At 45.8% G+C, this 21,102-nt stretch carries 17 protein-coding genes; 12 read left to right on the forward strand and 5 right to left on the reverse strand.

The window, feature by feature from the left end:
• The coding region (locus ACRBG0_RS14130; protein WP_431487516.1) for a reprolysin-like metallopeptidase at positions 1–3,026 on the reverse strand (3,026 nt) is incomplete at its 3' end.
• Positions 3,027–3,547: 521 nt separating this feature from the next.
• Between ACRBG0_RS14130 and ACRBG0_RS14135 the strand changes: the two genes are divergently transcribed.
• Positions 3,548–6,346, forward strand: coding sequence for an outer membrane beta-barrel protein (locus ACRBG0_RS14135; protein WP_431487517.1), 2,799 nt, complete (start codon positions 3,548–3,550; stop codon positions 6,344–6,346).
• Between the two features lie 10 nt (positions 6,347–6,356).
• Here ACRBG0_RS14135 and nadD read toward each other — a convergent pair whose 3' ends face one another.
• From nadD to dnaN, 3 genes are read right to left on the reverse strand one after another with little or no spacing between them, the layout of a single operon-like run.
• Positions 6,357–6,932: a nicotinate (nicotinamide) nucleotide adenylyltransferase gene (gene nadD, locus ACRBG0_RS14140; protein WP_431487518.1), complete on the reverse strand. Its 576-nt coding sequence runs from the start codon at positions 6,930–6,932 to the stop codon at positions 6,357–6,359.
• A 4-nt stretch (positions 6,933–6,936) separates the two neighbouring features.
• A complete protein-coding gene (locus ACRBG0_RS14145; protein WP_431487519.1) occupies positions 6,937–7,377 on the reverse strand; it encodes a hypothetical protein in 441 nt (146 codons plus the stop codon).
• A 5-nt stretch (positions 7,378–7,382) separates the two neighbouring features.
• Positions 7,383–8,498, reverse strand: coding sequence for a DNA polymerase III subunit beta (gene dnaN / locus ACRBG0_RS14150; protein WP_020537377.1), 1,116 nt, complete (start codon positions 8,496–8,498; stop codon positions 7,383–7,385).
• Positions 8,499–8,650: 152 nt separating this feature from the next.
• Between dnaN and ACRBG0_RS14155 the strand changes: the two genes are divergently transcribed.
• The 11 genes from ACRBG0_RS14155 to ACRBG0_RS14205 all read left to right on the forward strand — a co-directional run bounded on the left by ACRBG0_RS14155 (position 8,651) and on the right by ACRBG0_RS14205 (position 19,210).
• Positions 8,651–9,913 carry a M16 family metallopeptidase gene (locus tag ACRBG0_RS14155; RefSeq protein ID WP_431487520.1) on the forward strand — a complete coding sequence of 421 codons (1,263 nt, stop codon included), beginning with the start codon at positions 8,651–8,653 and terminating at the stop codon, positions 9,911–9,913.
• 182 nt (positions 9,914–10,095) lie between these two features.
• Positions 10,096–11,130: a rod shape-determining protein gene (locus tag ACRBG0_RS14160; RefSeq protein WP_020537374.1), complete on the forward strand. Its 1,035-nt coding sequence runs from the start codon at positions 10,096–10,098 to the stop codon at positions 11,128–11,130.
• 50 nt (positions 11,131–11,180) lie between these two features.
• Positions 11,181–12,002 carry a rod shape-determining protein MreC gene (gene mreC / locus ACRBG0_RS14165; protein WP_431487521.1) on the forward strand — a complete coding sequence of 274 codons (822 nt, stop codon included), beginning with the start codon at positions 11,181–11,183 and terminating at the stop codon, positions 12,000–12,002.
• Positions 12,003–12,524, forward strand: coding sequence for a hypothetical protein (locus tag ACRBG0_RS14170; RefSeq protein WP_431487522.1), 522 nt, complete (start codon positions 12,003–12,005; stop codon positions 12,522–12,524).
• Between the two features lie 18 nt (positions 12,525–12,542).
• Positions 12,543–14,423: a penicillin-binding protein 2 gene (gene mrdA / locus ACRBG0_RS14175; protein WP_431487523.1), complete on the forward strand. Its 1,881-nt coding sequence runs from the start codon at positions 12,543–12,545 to the stop codon at positions 14,421–14,423.
• A gap of 10 nt (positions 14,424–14,433) precedes the next feature.
• The gene (locus tag ACRBG0_RS14180) at positions 14,434–14,931 is read left to right on the forward strand and encodes a dihydrofolate reductase (protein WP_431487524.1); all 498 of its coding nucleotides are present in this window, start codon (positions 14,434–14,436) and stop codon (positions 14,929–14,931) included.
• Positions 14,932–14,935: 4 nt separating this feature from the next.
• Positions 14,936–15,991, forward strand: coding sequence for a proline iminopeptidase-family hydrolase (locus tag ACRBG0_RS14185; RefSeq protein WP_431487525.1), 1,056 nt, complete (start codon positions 14,936–14,938; stop codon positions 15,989–15,991).
• An 88-nt stretch (positions 15,992–16,079) separates the two neighbouring features.
• Entirely contained in the window at positions 16,080–16,967 is an 888-nt protein-coding gene (gene dapA / locus ACRBG0_RS14190) for a 4-hydroxy-tetrahydrodipicolinate synthase (RefSeq protein ID WP_431487526.1), read from the forward strand.
• Positions 16,968–16,969: 2 nt separating this feature from the next.
• A complete protein-coding gene (gene dapB, locus ACRBG0_RS14195) occupies positions 16,970–17,695 on the forward strand; it encodes a 4-hydroxy-tetrahydrodipicolinate reductase (RefSeq protein WP_431487527.1) in 726 nt (241 codons plus the stop codon).
• 17 nt (positions 17,696–17,712) lie between these two features.
• On the forward strand, positions 17,713–18,426 hold the full coding sequence (locus ACRBG0_RS14200; protein WP_431487528.1) for a DUF434 domain-containing protein: 714 nt from the start codon (positions 17,713–17,715) through the stop codon (positions 18,424–18,426).
• A 10-nt stretch (positions 18,427–18,436) separates the two neighbouring features.
• Positions 18,437–19,210: a crotonase/enoyl-CoA hydratase family protein gene (locus tag ACRBG0_RS14205; protein ID WP_431487529.1), complete on the forward strand. Its 774-nt coding sequence runs from the start codon at positions 18,437–18,439 to the stop codon at positions 19,208–19,210.
• A 1-nt stretch (position 19,211) separates the two neighbouring features.
• On the opposite strand, the gene ACRBG0_RS14210 is transcribed toward ACRBG0_RS14205, so the two are convergent.
• Positions 19,212–20,852 carry an adenylate/guanylate cyclase domain-containing protein gene (locus ACRBG0_RS14210; RefSeq protein ID WP_431487530.1) on the reverse strand — a complete coding sequence of 547 codons (1,641 nt, stop codon included), beginning with the start codon at positions 20,850–20,852 and terminating at the stop codon, positions 19,212–19,214.
• Between the last annotated feature and the right edge of the window lie 250 nt (positions 20,853–21,102).

Here is a 21,102-nt window from a genome sequence, read left to right on the forward strand (position 1 = left end):
GTCTTCGCAAGGCTAGATGTAATATTACACGTCGCTGCAGGACCAGCGTTGATAGTAATCACCTGTGTATCACTACAGGTAAACATACCAACATTGGAGGTTTCTATTGTATAGGTTCCTGGAGCAAGGCCCGTAAAGACGTTGCTCGCCTGAGGTGTACCACCATCCAATGAATACTGCAAGGTACCACAAGTGCCACCACAAGAAGCAGTCACAGTAATGGTGCCGTCATTGGCCCCCATTGTAGTTTCGTCCGTCTTCGCAAGAGAAGACGTAATCGTACAGCTCATGGCTGCAACAACGGTCAGCGACTTACAGCTTGAACTAAACACCACACACTCTGATGATTGTACAGTTGCCAATGTTTGACCAATCCAGCTTGCTGGATTGACATCCATCGGAGGAGTAGCTCCACCATTCTTATAAGAAGCACCATATATTTTATAAGTACCTCCCACTAGTGACGTAAAATTAGACGTTGCACTTTGTGCTACTATCTGATCGTTGACGGTGTTTACTGCTACATACGTATAGCCAGCGTCAGCAGGAGCTGCTGCTACGGAATAAACAGTACCTGCACCTGAAAAAGTGATAGTGGTAGCAACATTAGTACCATTTATTTCCCAAGCTACCAGTTTATAGGTAGTACAAGCATTTAGCGTAACCGTAGCTGATAAAGCTGAGGAAATAGCACCATCAGCATTGGAACCTAAGAAAGTACCTGCACATGGCATGGCCGGATCGTAACCCGCAGCAACAAAAATTGAAAAAGCCCCAAACTGGGCATCTCTGGTAAAAGTATAGCTACCTGTGGTAGAAACCGTAAAATCATAGGTAGTATAGCGTTCCTCTCCCCAAGGAGTCTGACAGGTTGTACCACCAGCAGTAGTAGCGTTAGCCAATTCCCCTTCAGGGCTGGCATTGGTCGTACTAAGAGCTACCTGGGTTACAGCAGCGCCGAAGGTGTTGCTCAAACCTAAGTCCAACCCTGCATCGCCCTGATCAAAGGTCATGGCATCGGTTGGGCAAATATTGCTATTTACAGCAGTACATCCAGGAATTTCTATACCAAAGTTGAAGTTGGAAATATCGAAGAAAATATTGCCAACCGCTTCTACTTTAATACGAGCAGTACTGGTTTGGACATTAGGAAATGTAACCAACTCCGTTCCATCATTCCCCGTAGCTGTTGCCAGCGTGTAAGGGAACGTCAAGCCTCCATCAACAGACAATAAAACATTGACCGTTGGGGTAGCTACATTCGTACCGTTAACCGACCAGGTAATATTTTGCGTAGAACCCGCGGGATAAGTAGCGGCCAAGTTGGTCGTTTCTAAAAATGGACCGATGTTGCCATCCACGGTAACCGTCGTCTCGCCAAACGTCACACCACCGCCAGCAGCGTTGTTGTCACGCACGGTAAAGCGGTGGGTCGTTGCAATACCAATGGAAGGAAGTTTATCTCCCCTTGCGATGTTCGTACCATCCAATATCGCTGACAACAGCGGGTACGTACGGGTAGTTGAGGTAGTGGGTGGGTAAGACCTGAAAAATGGAGGCTTAGACGGATCCATTAAGGTCGTTGCATCAGGCAAAGGCGTTTCAATACCGATATTGGTACCTTCCCAACAGTAGGTGTAGGAATCGCCTGATCCCGGAGCATCAGCACTACCAGTAAGCGAAAAGGGTGTAGAGACTGGTATCGTAAACGGCCCTGGCACGGTAACTACCGGAGGGGTATTACCTGTAGCAGCACTGGTGTTACAACTGATCGTGCCCAAGAAGGCAATGGCCTGAGAGTAGCTGATCGTGTGATACTGAAGAAGTGGCCCGATCTGGGTAGATGGGAAATAATCATCATCATCACAAGTATAGCCATAGCTCATGATCGTAGCACCAGATCCTGGCTCTACCGAGGTGGGCCAGTTGCGGGTAGTACAGATACTGATATTACTGTTGTAGCTGTGGTTCATACCAAACATGTGACCTGTTTCGTGGAAAAGCACTTGCTGGTTGAACAAGAGAGAGTAGGTCAATGGATCGGCTTCCTTTGTCCAGCCTTGTCCTTTTACTGTGTCATCACAGACAACGCCAAAGCTGGCCAAACCGCTTGGGCTGGTACCAGCCGGATTAGCCCCCATCAGGTGACCAATATCGTAATTGGCCGAGCCTACTACCATATCCAAATTATCTTGGTTCTCGGTCAGCATCATGCTTTCCATGCTTTGCGTGTAGGGATCGGTAGCAGCGTTAGTATAAACCGTGGCTGCGGTGCTGACTAAAACGAAGGACACACTCAGCTCATTTCGGTAGGTGATGTTCATTGCATTGACATACTCAACAATGGCATTGTAACCGCCCATCGCGGTACCACCATGATTTGCTGTATACTCTCCCGTACCAGCCATAGCGAGACGGAAGGTACGCAGGGTTGCGCCCGACATGTTTCTTACGGGGCCACCATGTTCTTCCCTCTTGCTGTCCTCTTCTACCCCACAACTAAATCTAGAGGCACCTTCTGGCAACCTTGCATCTTTTGCAAAATAATTGAAGTAAAGGTCAGTGGCATCTTCAGAATATTTCTGAAAATATACCGTCTCTCCATTTCCATAAAGAATGATAGCACTAAACCCGCTAGAAGTTAGGCTCAGTCGCACAATGGCTTGTTGGTTAATGGTACCATTGCCAGCATAGGTTTTTATCTCTGGATACAACGCACCTACTTCGGGCGATAGAATAGGAGATTCCAACATTTTGAACGTTTCAACTGAACCGTCCGGTAAAGGAATTTCCAGAGACAAAGGTTCTCCATTTTCCTTAAATTCCATCGGTGCGTCCAAAAGATACTGGCGCAAGGCTGCTTCATCGAGCCGGAGAACGCTCATACTATTGATGTTCTCCACTACGCCGATGGCTTTAGGCAGCACCTCGTCAACGACTGGCGAGAAGAAGCCAGATTGGGCGTCCAGCCCACTCATAAAGAGCATTATGGACAACCATAAAAAGAGTACAATTCTTTTTGTCATGAGAAATTTGTTATAAAATAATAATTTGTTACTCAAGCACAAGCATACACCTGTACCCAATCAAAAAAGTAGTCCTGTGTTTTTAGGTCGAAAAAAAACACTTACCGATCAAGAGAACTGACTGGTTGGTTACAAAAGTCAAAATCTCGATATGCGATATGCAGACGTGAATCTACACAATACCAGAGCTGCCTTACGATAGAACAGGGGGGACAAAAGGGGAGACAACTTGCAGCTAGTTGTCTGTGAGGCACTTGGACATCAAGAGGCAAAAGCGACAAAGCCCATCTCTTAGCACAGTATCACACCAAAAGAGCTATTTCATACAAAAGCCCCCCAGTTATCCCCCCCTCCATAAAGTATATCTACTAAAGCTGCCTATCGTTTAGCTATAAAAAGTATCCTCCTTTGGAAAAAAAGTATCCAAGATACTGTCAAAGTATCTGCTATTTGTAAAACAATACGGTTGTAGCTATTTGTCCACACCAGAGGTTTGATAAAATCTTTGTCAAAAAATCACTATGAAACCTATCTTCTTATTCCTTTTAAGCCAGTTCATTACTATTGCTGCCTTTACACAAACCTCTCCCGTGCAAGGCAAAATTGCAGATGCTACGAATGGAGGAATTCTCCCCGGCGCCCATGTGGTACTTACCAACAAAAGCGACAACACAACCATTGCCACTATAAGCGATGACAAGGGTGTTTTCCGTTTTGATGCAGTGCAAAATGGCACCTACCAGTTGTCAATTTCCTTCATAGGCTTCCAGGAAATCCGTAGAGAAATCATAGTTAACAATCAAGTGATTAACCTGGGTACATTACAACTCCGTGAAGGAGTGGAGCTAGAGGAGGTGCAGGTAACAGAAAAGGTTCTTCCCGTATTACAAATGGGAGATACAACACAATTTAATGCTGATGCCTACAAAACACTTTCCGATGCTAGTGCGGAAGATTTGATCGAAAAAATGCCCACCGTCAATCTTGAGGATGGTAAAATTCAAGCTCAGGGAGAAGATGTAAAACAAGTGCTTGTAGATGGAAAGCCTTTCTTTGGGAGCGACCCCACCGCAGCACTTCGCAATCTCCCCGCAGAGGTAATTGATAAAATTCAAATCTTCGACCAACAAAGTGAACAAGCGCAGTTTACCGGATTTGATGACGGAGAAACCTCTAAAACCATCAATATCATTACCAAGCAGACTATGCGTAATGGTACTTTCGGAAAAGTCTATGCGGGCTACGGCTACGAAGACAAGTACCAGGCCGGAGGAAATATCAACTTTTTCAGTGGCGACCAGCGTATTTCTATCCTTGGTTTATCAAATAACATCAATCAACAAAACTTTTCTTCGGAAGATCTACTTGGCGTAGTTAGCTCTTCTGGCGGCGGTGGTCGGGGACGAAGAGGCGGGGGCAGAAGAGGTGGCCGGGGCAACAATAACGGCGGAAACGCCAATGACTTCCTCGTTTCTCAACAGGGAGGAATCACCAACTCCAATGCCTTTGGACTCAACTTTTCGGATAAATGGGGAGAGAAAATCGAACTGTCGGGAAGTTACTTCTTCAACACCTCTGACAACACCACCGAGGAATTGGTTCGACAGCAGTTTTTTGACACCGAAGGAATAGATGAGTTTTATACCGAAGAAAGCTACACCAACAGCATCAATACCAACCATCGATTTTCGGGTCGCCTGAATTACGAAATCAATCCTAACAACTCACTGATTTGGCAACCAACACTAAGCTTCCAAGGCAATGAAGGAGCCGAAGACTTGTTAGGACAAACGCTACTAAGTGACAATCTACTCAGTCAAACTGACCTTGGTTTTAATGCCGACTTGACCGCCCTAAACCTAGGCAATAGGCTTTTATGGAGACACAAATTTGAAAAGAGAGGCCGCACATTTTCTGTAAACCTCAATTCGGGCTATGCCCCTAAAAAAGGGGAGAACTTTCTTTTCTCCGAGAGTATTTTCTCTTCGCCTTCTACGGACTCCATCTTTTTGCAACAAAAATCTACGCTGGATTTAAACAGCTGGAACATGGCCGTCAACGTCCAGTACACCGAACCCCTTAGCGAAAAAGGGATGCTCACATTTAACTACAGAACCAGCTATCAGCAAGAAGAAAGCGATAAAGAAACTCTCGATTTTGATGAAGGATCACAAGACTATGATGTATTCAACTCGGGCCTAAGCAACCTGTTTTCCAACGACTACTACACCCAGCAATTGGGCGCAGGTTACAATTATCGAAAAAGAGACTTATCTATAACAACCAGAGCAAGTGTACAACAGGCTAATTTGATCGGGGAACAAACCTTCCCTTTTGATAATACAAGTAAGCATACGTTTACAAATATTCTGCCTTTATTTAGGCTCCGTTATAAAGTTGCTCAATCAAAAAGCTTCAATTTATCTTATCGAGCAAACACCCAACTTCCCTCGACCGAACAGCTACAAGAGGTGCTTAACAATAGCAACCCGCTGCAATTAACCATTGGGAACGCCAACTTGGTACAGGCTTTTCAACACAACATCAATATTCGGTATTCTAAAACGAATACGGAAAAATCATCTGTCTTTTTCGTCTTGCTTAGAGGTAACTACACCAATAACTACTTGGGGCAAAGTACCTACCTAGGTGCTGGCGACGGTGACTTTCCTATTCTTAATGAAAACAATGTCGCCGCAGGAGCACAGCTCACCCAAACCGTAAACATAGATGGATACTGGAATTTACGCTCCTTGATCACCTATGGCTTTCCGCTCACCTTCCTAAAGTCGAACCTTAATCTTGATTTTTCAACAGACTACCTGAAGACGCCGGGGTTGGTCAATGAAGCATTGAACTACTCCAGCAATACCGGTTATGGCGTAGGCCTTACCCTCAGCAGCAACATTAGCGAACAGTTAGATTTCACGATCTCATCACGCAGCAAATACAGTACGGTCACCAATTCCTTGCAGACGCAGAGCAATACGAATTACCTCAATCAAAGTACTCGCCTAAAGCTTGGTTGGGTATTAGGGAATGGATTAGTCTTCAGAACAGACCTTAATCACCAACTCTATCGCGGTCTCTCAGATGATTTCGACCAAAACTACCTCCTTTGGAATATGAGTGTTGGAAAGAAGGTTTTCGAAAGCCAGCGAGGAGAGATTGCGCTTTCCGTTTTTGATCTACTTAAGCAAAACAATAGCTTGTCTCGGAATATAACGGAAACCTATACCGAAGACCAGCAAACCAATACTTTACAGCAGTATTTTATGCTAAGCTTTAAATATGATTTGAGAAAATTCAAGGTGGGTTAAGAAAACTCGTTTACTTATACAATCCACTCCCCTCCAAGTATTCAAAAACTGGATCCGGCACCAGGTACTGTACCGACAATCCCTCACGCAAACAACGGCGGATATAAGAAGCCGAAATCTGCATTAGCGGAGCTTCCCATATTTTAATACTGGGGTGATCCGCCAGTTCGCCCAGGTCGTATTGGGGGCGTTGGTAAACGTAAATTTGGTAGTCACGCAGCAGTATTTCATAATTTTTCCACTTGTGCAAAGTCCCAAGGTTATCGCCGCCCATGATGAGGACAAACTCGCGGTCAGGATATTTCTCACGGAGATAAACGAGGGTATCAACAGTATAAGACGGCTGTGGTAGGGAGAATTCCACATCGGAAGCTCGGAGGTTGGTATTTTCGCCAATGGCTAGTCGAACCAGATGTAATCTATCGTGATCCCGTGCCAGGCTTTTTTTATTTTTCAGGGGATTTTGCGGACTAACAATCATCCACACCTCATCGAGGTCAGTTTGGGTGGCCATAAAGTTGGCAATCACCATGTGGCCGGTATGCACCGGATTGAAAGAACCAAAGAAGAGACCAGTTTTGCGCATAAGATCAGTTTTCAACAGCGGGCTTTTCCTCCGTAGAGATAACCTCCTCTGAGGCACTTGTTTCTCCGTCTTGTGGTTGATGATCTATTAGCCAGCCTTTAGCACTTTGACGAAGTAGATATTGCTCTGCATAAACTTCAAAGCCATCGTCAATCATGACTTCGCAACGCATTATTGAATCGCCACTTAGCGGCTCGCAAAGAATTTGATTAATCACCACAGACGAGGTATCCGGTAACGCTTCCGGGTCGGCCATAATCGCTTTTAGTGCCTCTACATAAGCTACGCCGGCAGGGGTACAGAATGCCGCAGCTCCATCAAAGTCGCTTCGATGCAACTTATTAATGTACGCTGTAACGACCTCTTCCGGCTCCGGAGAAGTGTTGTTCGTACAAGCACCAGCTAATAGAAGCAGGCAGCTACCATAAATAAATAAACGGAGCATTAACATTAGTTACTCAGCATCACAGGCATTACGAGCATCAGGATTTCTTCTCCTTCTGTTTCCTCTGTAGGTAGCAGAATACCGGCGCGTGTTGCCGAACTCATCTCGATTTTCACCTCATCAGATTCAAGGATTCCCAACATTTCTACCAGAAAGCGAGCGTTGAACCCTATTGTCATCGGATCGCCATCGTAGGTACAAGTGAGCTGTTCTGTCGCTTCGTTAGAGAAATCAAGATCCTGGGCAGAAACCGTCAGGCTACCGTCGCTGATACTGAGGATCACCTGATTGGTAGTCTTATTAGCGTAAATCGCAATCCGCTTCAAGGAGTTCTGAAAATCCGTTCGCGACACACTCAACACATTTGGATTATCCACCGGAATAACGGCGTTGTAATCGGGGTATCGTGCATCAATCAAACGGCACACCATGCTGGTATTTGCGAAGCTAAAGAAAGCATTGGCTTTATTGAAAGACAAAGTCACCTCTTCTCCGTCAGGGAGGGCTCCCTTGAGCAAATTGAGGGCTTTTTTAGGTACGATAAAGGTGGTAGATACTTCGCTAACAACATCGCTGAAAGCATATTTCACTAATTTGTGAGCATCGGTGGCTACCAGAATTACTTTATTAAAGTCTACCTGAAAATACACTCCCGTCATCGCAGGGCGCAATTCATCTGAACTAGTAGCAAAAAGGGTATTATTGATCCCTTGTAATAAAGAACGAGAAGGTACAGTTACCGTATCTACGGTATCGGCTTCCGGAATATTTGGGAAATCCTCGCCATTCTCACCAGCTAGCTTGTACTTACCGTAAGCCGAGGTGATTTCAATACCAAAATTATCATCATTTACCGTAAAGGTAATTGGCTGTTGAGGCAGTGCTTTGAGGGTTTCCAACAAGATTTTTGCAGGAACGGCTACCATACCATCTTTATCGGCCATTACTTCAATTGAGGTAATGATGGAAGTCTCCAAATCCGTCGCGGTGATCGACAATTGGTTATTCTCTATCCGGAAGAGAAAATCTTCGAGAATAGGGAGTACCGGATTGGAACTGATAGCTCCACCTGCTACTTGCAGGCGCTTGAGTAAATCGTTAGAGGATACACTAAACTTCATAGATAAATGTAATGGTGAGTCGAATAGCAAAAATACAATTAAATGAGCGATAAAGCAGACTAAGATGTTAACAATATGTGGATAAGTATGTTTTTATAGCTTTGTAGTTTACTACAGGGCAGTTTTTGCTCTAAATTCATCAGTGAAATTTTATGCCAGCACCCCCGCCGATCTTTCCGGTCACCCATATTGAGTTGCCCGATTTTGAGCAGCACTTACTTGCCAATGGCTTGCCGTGCTATCATATCAATCGCGGCACTCAGGACTTGGTCCGCATTGAATTCATCTGTTGGGGTGGCCGCCCCTACGAGAAACACCCTTTGGTGGCCCGTACTACTGCCGCGTTGCTCAAGGAAGGTACTCGTCGGCATACAGGCAGTGCTATTGCAGAACAGTTCGACTATTATGGTGCACACCTGAGTGTTCCCTTTCAAATGGACACCGGCAATCTGGCCATGCACTGCCTCAACAAACAACTACCGGAGATATTGCCATTTTTTATTGAAATACTCTGTGAACCTGCTTTGCGGCAAACGGATTTGCAAGCCTACCTCAAACGCAAGCAGCAAAGTCTTAAAGAAGATTTGAGCAAAGCAGAGGTTGTTGCTTATCGCAACATTACCGAGCACTTTTTCGGTGCAAATCACCCTTACGGGTATAATTCCACTCCAGAGGCTTACGCTGACCTACAGCAGGAGTGGCTGGTCGAACACCACTATCGATGCTTTCATGCCGGCAATGGCTTTGCGATTATCAGCGGTCGGTTTGACGAGGCTACTAGCAGCTACATTCACGGCGAACTGGCGCGTATTCCTAATCGCACAGCTGCACCCATTAACACTTTGACCGTTGCCGAGCAAACACCTGGTAAGATAGTCATTCCGCATGCGCAGGGAGGGCAAGCAGCTATTCGTATTGGTCGACGCCTTTTCCCTCGCACCCATCCCGATGCTAACGGTTGCTATGTCTTGGCTAATCTTCTGGGTGGCTATTTTGGTAGCCGCTTGATGGAAAACATTCGGGAAGACAAAGGCTATACTTATAATATTTCCGCTGGTTATGACAGTTTTCGCTGGGGCGGAACTTTCCAAATTGACACCGAAGTAAGCCCTGAATACGTACAACAAACCCTTCAGGAAATTCGGCACGAAATAGCTCGTCTACGAGACGAATTGATTGAAGAGGAAGAACTCCAAATGCTGCGCAATTACCTTATGGGCTCTTTCCTTACGATGGTCGATGGGCCTTTCAATTGGGCAGAAACAGTACGTACCCTACTCACTGAGCAACTCGGAACAACAGACCTGGCGAACCTGATAAAAACGGTACAGGATATTAGCCCTAAAGAAATTCAGCGCCTGGCTCAACGTTATCTCCAGGATGAAGACCTATGGACGGTTATTGTTGGACCTTAGTTTGCAATAAAACCGCTACTTTAGGTAAAAAACCAGCTATTTTTTGCTTTGCTTTGCAGAAAGTGTAAATTAAGCGTAGAAAATAGCCGAGGCTATACACTATTTTATGTAATTTCGACTTTTTAAAGCGGTGAATTACATCATTCATCCCTCTTATTGAAACTAAGGAGAACAAACAATTAATGAAGCTATTTAGCTTATTCAAGCAAGAACTGGCCATTGACTTGGGAACGGCCAATACATTAATCATCCAAGACGGAGAAGTTGTTGTCGACGAACCATCTATCGTTGCTTATAACCGACGCTCAGAAGAGACTATCGCTGTTGGCCGGAAGGCTATGCAGATGCACGAGAAAACACACGAAGAAATAAGAACTATTCGCCCTTTGAAAGACGGTGTTATTGCCGACTTCAAAGCTGCCGAAAATATGATCGAAGGGATGATCCGGATGATCGGCCGTAAACGCCGATTTTTTACACATCTCAAAATGGTAATCTGTATTCCTTCAGGGATTACCGAAGTGGAAAAACGTGCCGTATTCGATTCTGCTGACCACGTCGACTCTAAAGAAACTTACCTTATTTACGAACCAATGGCCGCTGCCCTTGGTATCGGGCTCGATGTAGAAGAGCCTATTGGAAATATGATCATCGATATAGGTGGAGGTACAACAGAGATTGCAGTTATAGCACTCTCGGGTATTGTTACCGACCAATCTATCCGCACCGCAGGGGATGAGCTCACGACCGATATCATGAACTACATGAAACGGCAGCACAACATCCTGATTGGAGAGCGTACGGCTGAGCAAATTAAAATCCACGTAGGCTCCGCACTACCTGTTTTGGAGACTCCACCGGATGATTTTGCGGTAAACGGACGAGATTTGATGACGGGTATTCCCAAGCAAATTCTCGTGACCTATCAGGAGATTGCCCACGCAATTGACGAATCAATCACAGCGATTGAAGAAGCCGTATTGCGGGCACTGGAGGCTACACCACCGGAATTGGCAAGTGATATTTACCGTACTGGTCTTTACCTTACGGGTGGTGGTGCTTTGCTTAGAGGACTTGACAAAAGAATTAGTTCTAAAACCAAGCTCCCGGTACACGTTGCTGAAGATCCACTAAGAGCCGTTGTTCGTGGCACCAGTGCGGCGTTAGCCGACACCGACCGCTATCGGCCGATCTTGATTCCTCGGGGTAGCGTTTAAGAAACAGCACAATACTAAATACCATTAGCAGGGTCTGAAATTAATCAGGTATGAGTAGTTTACTCCAACTCTTTACGCGTCAAGGAGCATTCTTTCTGTTTGCTGCGCTGGAAGTGGTATGCCTCTACCTCATTATTACCTATAACACTCCGCAGCAGGAAGTTGCCGCTTCTACCTGGAAGATGTACTCTGGTGAATTTATGAACCGGGCCAGCAAAGCCCAGGATTATTTTCACCTTCAACAACTCAATGACCAGTTGCGGGAAGAAAATGCCAACCTGTTATCCAGGATGCCCAATGCCTTTTATACAGAAGCATTAAGTAATGATACCATTCAGGATGATTCCCTCCGGCAACGGTATAATTATATCGCTGGTGAGATCATCAATAAATCTGCGCCTAGTGCTAATATTACTTATGTCGTGAACAGAGGCCACATTCATGGTGTCGAGCCTCACCTGGGGGTTATCAATGGAGAGGGAGTGGTTGGTATTGTTACCCAAGTTGCTCAACGACATTGCCGTGTAATGAGCATTACACATCATAGTTTACGTATCAGTGCAGGACTTCGCAACAAAGACTTTTTTGGAACATTGCGTTGGAACGGCGGAGATACTCGAAAAGCAATGCTCTACGCTATTCCGGAATATGCTGATGTCGTCATTGGAGACACTATTGAGACAACTGGTTATTCTAATATTTTTCCGACAGGAGTTCCTATCGGCAGTGTATTGAACAAAGAAATTAATGAGGGGGACAATACGCTAGAGCTGGAGATTGAACTCTTCAACAACCTTTATGGCGTGAAGGATGCTTATATCGTCCGTGACTTGATGAAAGACGATTTGAATCAACTCGACAATCAGGAATAAATGAATAAAGCAATTACCAATAGCACCATTCGTTTTTTTCTACTATGGGTCATCCAGGTCTTTATTTTAAAGCAAGTCATCTGGGGCTGGGATGGTATTGTTTACTTACAGGTTTTCTTGTATCCTCTCTTTATCCTCTTACTTCCTTTTAATACCCCTCGTAGCCTTACTGTTTTCCTTGGATTTGTTTTGGGCTTGGCCATCGACTGGCTTTACGAAAGCCCTGGCTTACATGCTGGCGCTTTGGTTTTCACCGCTTATATGCGAGCTGTTATTTTGGGTATTCTTACCCCTAGGGAAGGGTACAGCATCAAAGATTCCCCCACAAAAAAGTCTCTCGGACAAACTTGGTTTTTTCAATATGCTGCAACGCTTATTCTAATTCATTTATTCGTCTACTTTTCCTTAGAAGCATTTACTTTTGTATATTTCAAATCTATCCTACTGAAGGTATTGTTTAGTTGGTTAGCCTCGATGTTTTTTTTACTGGCAAGCATCTACGCTATCAATCCTGAAGCATAATTTTATAAACCTGGTACTGTGGCCGTTGATCATCACAAAAATCGTGGAAGCATAATACAGGTTTTCTTTATCATCATCATACTGGTGATAATCGGGCAATTGCTCAATCTACAAGTGCTCAACAAAAACTTCCGCAACCGGGCAGAAGCCGCGGGCTCAAGCAAGCAACTGGAATATCCTTCCCGAGGCTTAATTTTCGACCGCAACGGACAACTACTGGTCGTTAACAAACCTATCTACGACCTGATGTTTATCTACAATCAGTTCGAAGATTACAAAACTACCTTTGATACCACCAAGTTTTGCCAATTATTAGGGGTCACCAAAGACTACTTCATAGCAGCTTTGGATAAAAACTGGCGTGACCCTCGCTACTCCAAAGCTAAAATGGAACCCTTTCTTACCCGTATTTCACAGGAACAATACGCTACCTTACAAGAAAGCCTTTATCAATTTCCCGGCTTTTTTATACAGGAACGCAATGCTCGGGCATACCCTCATCATAGTAGTGCCCACCTTCTGGGATACATCGGAGAAGTTAGCCCCAGTATACTGGAAGACTCTACCGACACCTACAACACAGGTGACTATATGGGGATTACCGGGCTAGAAAAGGAATATGAATATTACCTGCGTGGTACCAAAGGCATTCGCAGGGTAGAAAAAGACATCTACGGCCGTATCATCGGCAGCGTGAAAGATGGCGAGCTTGATGTTAGCCCCCAGGCTGGCGATGATTTGTTTTCCACGATTGACCTCAACCTTCAGACTTATGGAGAGGAGTTGATGAAAAACAAAATTGGCAGTATTGTAGCCATTGAACCTGCTACCGGTGAAATCCTCGCCATGATCAGCACGCCTACCTATGACCCTACACTGTTGGCAATTGGAACTGGACGTGGCAAGCATTATGCGGAATTACTAAGCGACTCCTTACAGCCTTTTTTCAATCGTAGTATCCAGGCACAGTATCCTCCAGGGTCCTTATTCAAGCCTATTGTTGCTTTGATCGCCATGCAGAACGGCACGCTTACGCCAGATCGCGGTATCAGTTGCCAAGGAGCCTACTACCTCAATGGGATGCGCCTGACGGGGTGCCACAACCACCCTTACTGTAAAGACGTTGCTACTGCTATTCAGCATTCCTGCAATGCCTACTTTGTGACGGCCTTTCGGGAAGTCATCGATCGCTTTCCTAACGAAAATACGCCACGTGAAGGGTTGACCGATTTCAACAATTATTTGGAAAACTTCGGCATGGGGCAACAACTGGGGCTAGACTTTCCCGGTGAGCAAGGCGGCAATGTTCCTTCCTCTGCCTTCTATGATAAGGTATACGCCAATGAAACAGGCTGGAAGTCTATCTGGCTTCGGTCGCTGGGTATTGGCCAAGGTGAATTACTAACAACCAACCTACAATTGGCCAACCTTGCGGCAGCTATCGCCAATCATGGCCACTTCATCACCCCTCACCTTACTCGGGCACTAAGAGATTCAGAAGGCAACCCTATCAATTCTCCATTAAGCTTACAAAGGCGAGAAACAGGTATCGATGCCAAGCATTTCCCTCCAGTAATTGACGGTATGGAAATGGTGGTACAATCAGGTACTGCTCGCATTGCCTATATTCCCGATATCCCTATTTGTGGAAAAACAGGTACCGCAGAGAATTCGCAACGGGGCGGTAAAGACCACTCTATCTTTTTTGCTTTTGCACCAAAAGAAAACCCAAAAATCGCCATCGCCGTTTACATTGAAAACGGTGGCTGGGGCGGAAGCTACGCAGCACCGATTGTAAGCCTGATGATTGAAAAATACCTGCGTGGTGAAATCACGCCCAACCGGCAGTGGCTTGAAGATCGTATGAAGACTGCCGATCTCATTGGTCGCCAACCATAATTTTATCTCTATGATTGTATCAGCTATAGTAGCAGCTGCTCAAAACAACGTAATTGGTGATGGAAATGATATTCCCTGGCGGATATCTTCCGACCTTAAGTACTTTAAACGGACGACCCTCGACCATCATGTCATTATGGGTAGGAAAACCTTTGCTAGCATGGGTCGCCCACTCCCAAAGCGTACCAACGTTGTCCTCACTCGTGACCTCATGTTTACGGCTACGGGCATCCTGGTAGCACATTCCATAGAAGAAGCACTTACCATTGCCTACGATAATGATGAAACAGAAGTTTTCATCATTGGCGGTGGCGAAATTTATCAGCAAAGTATGCACTATGTCGACAAAGTGTATCTGACCCGCGTATCCGCTGAGCCCAAAGGAGAAGTCGTTTTCCCCGATTTGCCCGCAGCTGAATGGGAGTTAATCAGTAGTGAACCCCATCAAGCTGGTGAGCGGGATGAACATGATTTCGTCTTTGAAGTTTACACCAGAAAAAAAAGCTAGATTTATGAAAAAAGCATCCCTACCCTTATTCATCCTCGGGTTATTGGTTTTAACTTTTGCCTGTGAACCCACTCCGGCAAACACAGAAGTGACCGAAACAACTTCTCTGACAGAATATTTTGACAATAGCGGGCGCGACGACGTCATTAGTGGTGGCATCAAACTGATCCCGATCACTACGCCCAGTGGCACCTTCAATGTCTGGACCAAGCGCACGGGCAACAATCCGACCATCAAAGTACTGCTTCTTCACGGCGGGCCTGGCGGTACTCACGAAGAATGGTTAGCTTGCGACAGCTATTTCCCTGGTGAAGCCATCGAATATTACTATTACGACCAACTAGGCTCTTATTATAGTGATCAACCCGAAGACAGTACGCTCTGGCGCACGGAACGCTTCGTAGAAGAGGTGGAACAAGTACGAAAAGCCCTAGGCTTAGGCCCCGACAACTTCTACCTTATGGGGCAGTCTTGGGGAGGTATTCTTGGAATGGAATACGCGCTGAAGTACCAGCAAAACATGAAGGGGCTAATTATCTCTAACATGATGGCCAGCTGTCCGGAATATGGTGCCTACGCCATGGAAGTACTAGGGCCTGCAATGGACCCTGCGCTTTTTGAAGAAATAAAAGCTTTTGAAAATGCGGAGGACTTTGGTAACCCTCGCTATATGGACATTCTGATCAATCACCACTATACGGAACACGTCATTCGTTTCCCTGTTGCAGAATGGCCAGACCCTGTCAATCGTCTTTTTGCCCATATCAACCCCGCTGTATATGTGCCGATGCAAGGACCTAGCGAATTTGGCATCCGGGGTTTACTCGCTGATTGGGATGTCAAGAATCGACTCAAGGAAATCACTATTCCGACCTTAGTCATCGGAGCAGCTCATGATACAATGGACCCTAAACACATGGAATGGATGGCCGGAGAGGTGAAAAACGGTCGCTATCTGCACTGCCCCAACGGTAGTCATCTCGCTCAATACGATGATCCGGAGCATTACTTCCCCGGTGTAATCCAGTTTTTAAAAGATGTAGATAACGAAACATTCTAAACCAGGTATTAGACAACTGCCATTGCTTCCCCTGGCTATTCCCCTTACCTTGCGGGCGATATTAACAATCTTTAGTTACTGAATTATCATGGATCAACATTTCTGGGAAGGCGTTTATACTGCTATTGTTACTCCTTTTGACAAAGACGAAGAGGTCGATTACGAAGGGTTTCGGAAACTGATCCGAGAACAAATCGCTGCAGGGGTAAAAGGAATTGTCGTTGTGGGTACAACCGGAGAATCGCCTACCCTCAATATTCATGAGCACCTCAAAGTAGTCGAAGTCGCTGTTGATGAAGTTGCGGGGCGCATTCAAATAATTGCGGGTACGGGCTCCAATGATACCCGCTCGGCACTCAATACGACAACAAGTGCCCATGAGTTGGGTGTTGATGGTTTTCTGCAAGTTGGGCCTTATTACAACAAACCTAGCCAAGAAGGCCTTTTTCAACACTTTTCGCGGATCGCCGATAGCACAGACAAGCCGATTATGCTGTATTCCATTCCAGGCCGGAGTGGAATTGCTATTGACACCCCTACTGTGGCCCGATTAAGAGCTCGCTTTGATCATGTAAGCTGTATCAAAGAAGCTGGTGGCTCATGTGACAAAGTATCGGAGCTGGTTCAGGAACTGGGGGATAGCGTTGCAGTTCTCTCCGGTGATGATGCCCTCACTTTGCCTTTCATGTCTGTTGGTGCCAAAGGGGTTGTCAGCGTCACCTCTAACCTTATGCCTACTGGTATGGTAAAAATGGTCGAAGCGGCTTTAGCCAATGATTTCGCAACAGCACAAACCTACCACAAAAGGTTTTTTCCATTGTTTGCCCAAATGCTTTCGCTAGAACCCAACCCTGTTTGCATCAAATACGCGTTACAAAAAGCAGGTAAGATTGAAACGGCACAAGTTCGATTACCATTGACGTACCCTACTTTAGAAAATCAAGGTAAACTGGATTTACTTCTGCAAGATTTTTGATCATGAAAGTATTTTTAAACGGAGCACAGGGTCGTATGGGAAAAGCAATCTCAGCAATTGCACCCAATGAAAAAGCGGTTATCCATACAGCAGCTACCCGTAAACAGCCACAATTAGAAACCATCGACACTTGTGATGTCGTCCTTGACTTCAGTACTCATGAAGCTACTTTAGCGATTGCCGAAGCTGCAGCCAAAGCAGGCAAACCAATCATTATCGGTACTACCGGGCACACCGTAGAAGAAAAAACTGCCATTTTGGAATACCAAACCCAGATTCCTGTAGTTTGGGCGGGCAACTACGCTGTGGGCGTGAATTTGCTGTTTTATCTTACGGAAAAAGTAGCCGCTACCCTCACCAATGATTTTCATCCCGAAGTGGTGGAAATGCATCATCGTATGAAAAAAGATGCCCCTAGTGGCACCGCCGAGAACTTGGTGGAAGCCATCCTCCGCGGCCGAGAGTGGTCGTCAGATAAAGTAAAAAATGGCCGCTCCGGCATCACCGGCGAACGCCCCGACGAAGAAATCGGCGTCCATTCCCTACGTGGCGGAGAAGTCGTTGGAGAGCATACCGTTATTTTTGCTGGCCCTGGCGAACGCCTGGAGTTAAAGCACCAAGCCAGCGACCGACGAATTTTTGCCCAAGGTGCAATCGTAGCTGCTCGCTGGGCATTGAAGCAAGCCGCTGGGCTTTATAATATGCAAGACGTATTGGGGCTGAAATAGTAAGAACAATCAAATCAATGAACCCCACCCAGCGCCAACGCGGTAAACACCCCAATGATGACAAGCTCTTTGGTGCAAAATGGCCACCAATTTTCAAAGACGCTCTTGATGATCATTCTTTTTTACTTGAGCGTGGTTATGGCACAACCTCTAGTCTTGAGATCGTGGGTAATCGTTACCGCTTAAATAAACGGCAGCGGCAAGCTTTACGGAGAATGAGCGTAGCCCCATCAGATGTAGAGCAACGGCAAACTAAAGCTTGCAGCCTGCCAGCCATGAAGGGAGCAACTGTTGCTGTTGATGGTTTTAACTTACTCATTCTGCTAGAGAATGTCTTTTCCGGAGCCTATATCTTTCATTCCCTTGATGGCTGTTTACGTGACATTTCAAGTGTACATGGTAGTTATAAGCACATCAAACAAACCGGAGAAGCCATAAAACTGATTGGAGACGTCTTCCAAACATTAGAGGTTGCGCACGTGAAATGGTTTCTGGATCAGCCCATTTCAAACAGTGGCCGCTTGCGCGCTTTTCTTGAAGAAATTAGTGCTCAAAATAGTTTCCCCTGGGAAGTAGAGCTCTGCTTTGATCCAGACAAAGTACTCGCCGTGAGCCCACATATCGTTGTAAGTGCCGATGGTTGGGTGATCGACCAAGCCGAGCGCTGGTTTAACATGGGTGCCTATCTTGTGGAACATTATTTACCGGATGCAAATATCTTTCGGGTCTAAAAAAACAACTATGTCTTTAATTGTAACTGAAATTCGCGACCATCTGTTACTCATCAAACTCAATCGCCCCGAGAAGATGAATGCCTTTAACCGGCAAATGCTGCGAGAGTTGGCCGAAGCATACACCCAAATGGAAGACGATCCCGAAATTTGGTGCGGGCTTGTTTACTCCGAAGGTGAACACTTCACCTCTGGCCTTGATCTGGGGGACGTAGGGCCAGCTGTTATGAAAGGAGGTGATTTATTTGGTGAACACCTTGTCGACCCTGCTCAAACCGGAGGGCGCTTGCGCACCAAACCACTGGTATTTGCCGTCAAAGGCTACTGCCTCACGATTGGCATCGAAACTTTGCTGGCCGCAGATATTGCCGTTGCCGCCGAGAATACCCGTTTTGGACAAATAGAGATCAAACGCGGCTTCATTCCTTTTGGTGGAGCCACCGTACGGATGGTACAACGCTGTGGTTATGGTAATGCCATGCGATACCTCCTCACTGGTGATCTATTTTCGGCAAGAGAAGCCCTGCGAATTGGTATGATTCAGGAAATGACGACAGAAGATCCTTTTGATCGTGCGCTCTCCATTGCGGAAACGATTGCCAGCCAAGCACCACTAGCGGTACAGGCTACCATTGCGAGTGTGCGAGAATCCATTATCGACGGTGAGAAAAAAGCTATGGCAAACCTGCTCCCCGTAGCCCGCAAACTCATGCAAACAGAGGATGCAGCGGAAGGCCTAAATTCTTTCTTGGAACGGCGAGAAGCGCAGTTTAAGGGGAAATAAGCTAAACAGCCGCAGCCACCAACTCACGCTCAACGTAGTACATATCCAGCAAGCCTTTGTTTTTGGCCTGTACCTTGCCTCGGTGAGTACACTCAAAATTGTATTTGATCAGCCCGTAGGTGGTTTCTGAAATATTCACTTTCCCGGCTTCGCTGTTGGCTTCTACTCGAGCAGCAGTGTTTACGGTATCGCCCCAAATATCGTAGGCAAACTTTTTCACACCAACGACTCCGGCTACTACAGGACCGGTGTGAATACCGATACGTGCTTCGAAATAAGGCTTGCCCATACGGATACGTTCCTGCTTCTGCTCATCGAGAAACTCCTGCATCTCCAGTGCGGCTTTCACCATACTATTAGGCATCGCTTTACGGTCATTTAAGCCACTGGCGCACATATACGCATCACCGATGGTTTTGATCTTCTCGATATCTTCGTACTGACTAATAATGAAGTCAAAACCTTTGAAGCACTTATCTAATTCTTGCACAAGCTCTTCCGGACTGAGCTTTTCGGCTATACCGGTAAAGTTGATAAAATCAGAAAAGAAGACTGTTGCTTCTTTGTATTGCCGTGCCTGGGCTTTGCCTTTCGTTTTTAATTCCTCTGCAATAGAAGCCGGAAGGATATTGAGCAGAAGCTCATCAGAACGCTCACGTTCTTCCTCGATCTGCTGATTTTTTTCTTCCAACGATTTTGCGGTACGCCGTTTTGCGGCAAAGCGGCTGTAGAGCAAAAGAGCCAAGAGTAATAAAATGCCCGCGATGCCGGCTGCTGCGAACAGGTATATTTCCTGATTTTTAGCTTTTAACTCTGCGCTAATTTTAGCGTTTTCTGCTTTTTCGGCGATCAGTTGTTCCTTTGCGACTTCTTCACTCAGTGCATTTACCTCTCGGGTTCGCTGTTTTGCTTCCCGTTCTGCCTTTTCTTTCTGCTCCGAGACACTAGCAAGTTCTTCTTCTTTGTTCTGAATCTCTTCTGTTTTCGCCTTGTTTGCTTCACTAAGCTGGCTGGTACGTTCTTCCAGCACCGACTTATCAGAACTCAGCTGGTCCGTTTCCAGGCGTAGGTTGCGGACCTGAAACTCCAACTGGTCTTTCTCTTGGGCAAGACTCCTTTTATCTCTGTCGATTTGACGACGAAGGGTTTCAAACTTGGCTTCGAGATCACTAATGCTATTACCATTCTGACTAAAATAAGTAAACGCTTCCTGATTGATTTCGTAGGCCCGGCGATAATTACGGTCTTTCACTGCAAGGCTAGATCGCTTTTCTACCGAACTCATGATCAAGTCCGAATCACCAGCACGCTTGGCATGATTAAGGGTAGTACGTAGCCATACTTCGGTATTGCGATCATCACGCTGGCGCTCAAAAGCTTTGGCTACCAAGAACGCTGCCCGTGCCGCCATGCCATTGTTGTTTTGATCATTGGCAGCGTTGTAGGCTTGCTTGCCAATATCTTCGGCCTCTTCCGCATCGACCCGCAGGTAAGCCTCCGCCAATTCGTAGCGCAGGATCATCCGTTCGTGGGCATTTTCTGCTTCCCCGAGCGCTTCTTTTATTTCATCAATCTCATTGTTCTGACTCCAGGCAATCGTACTCATGCAGAGGGTCAAAACCAGTAACAAAAAATATTTCATTATCCGCTTCAGAAGTTGTTAGGAGGCGTATTACAGCCCAAATACTTAGTCTTAAATCGGTATCACACCGAATTCAAAGATAAGCGTAAAATTCGACAGCACAGCAGGATCAACCCGTTCATTACTGAAGATGGGCATGATCTCTTACTGTACTTCCTGTGTATAGGGATGACTTTGTACTAATAACGGGCGAACTGTAAAAAAGATACAGCAACCATTTTCTTTTGTGCTTGTTGAGGCTTTTGAATCA

This window comes from Lewinella sp. (assembly GCF_050633125.1).
Taxonomy (GTDB): Bacteria; Bacteroidota; Bacteroidia; order Chitinophagales; family Saprospiraceae; genus Lewinella.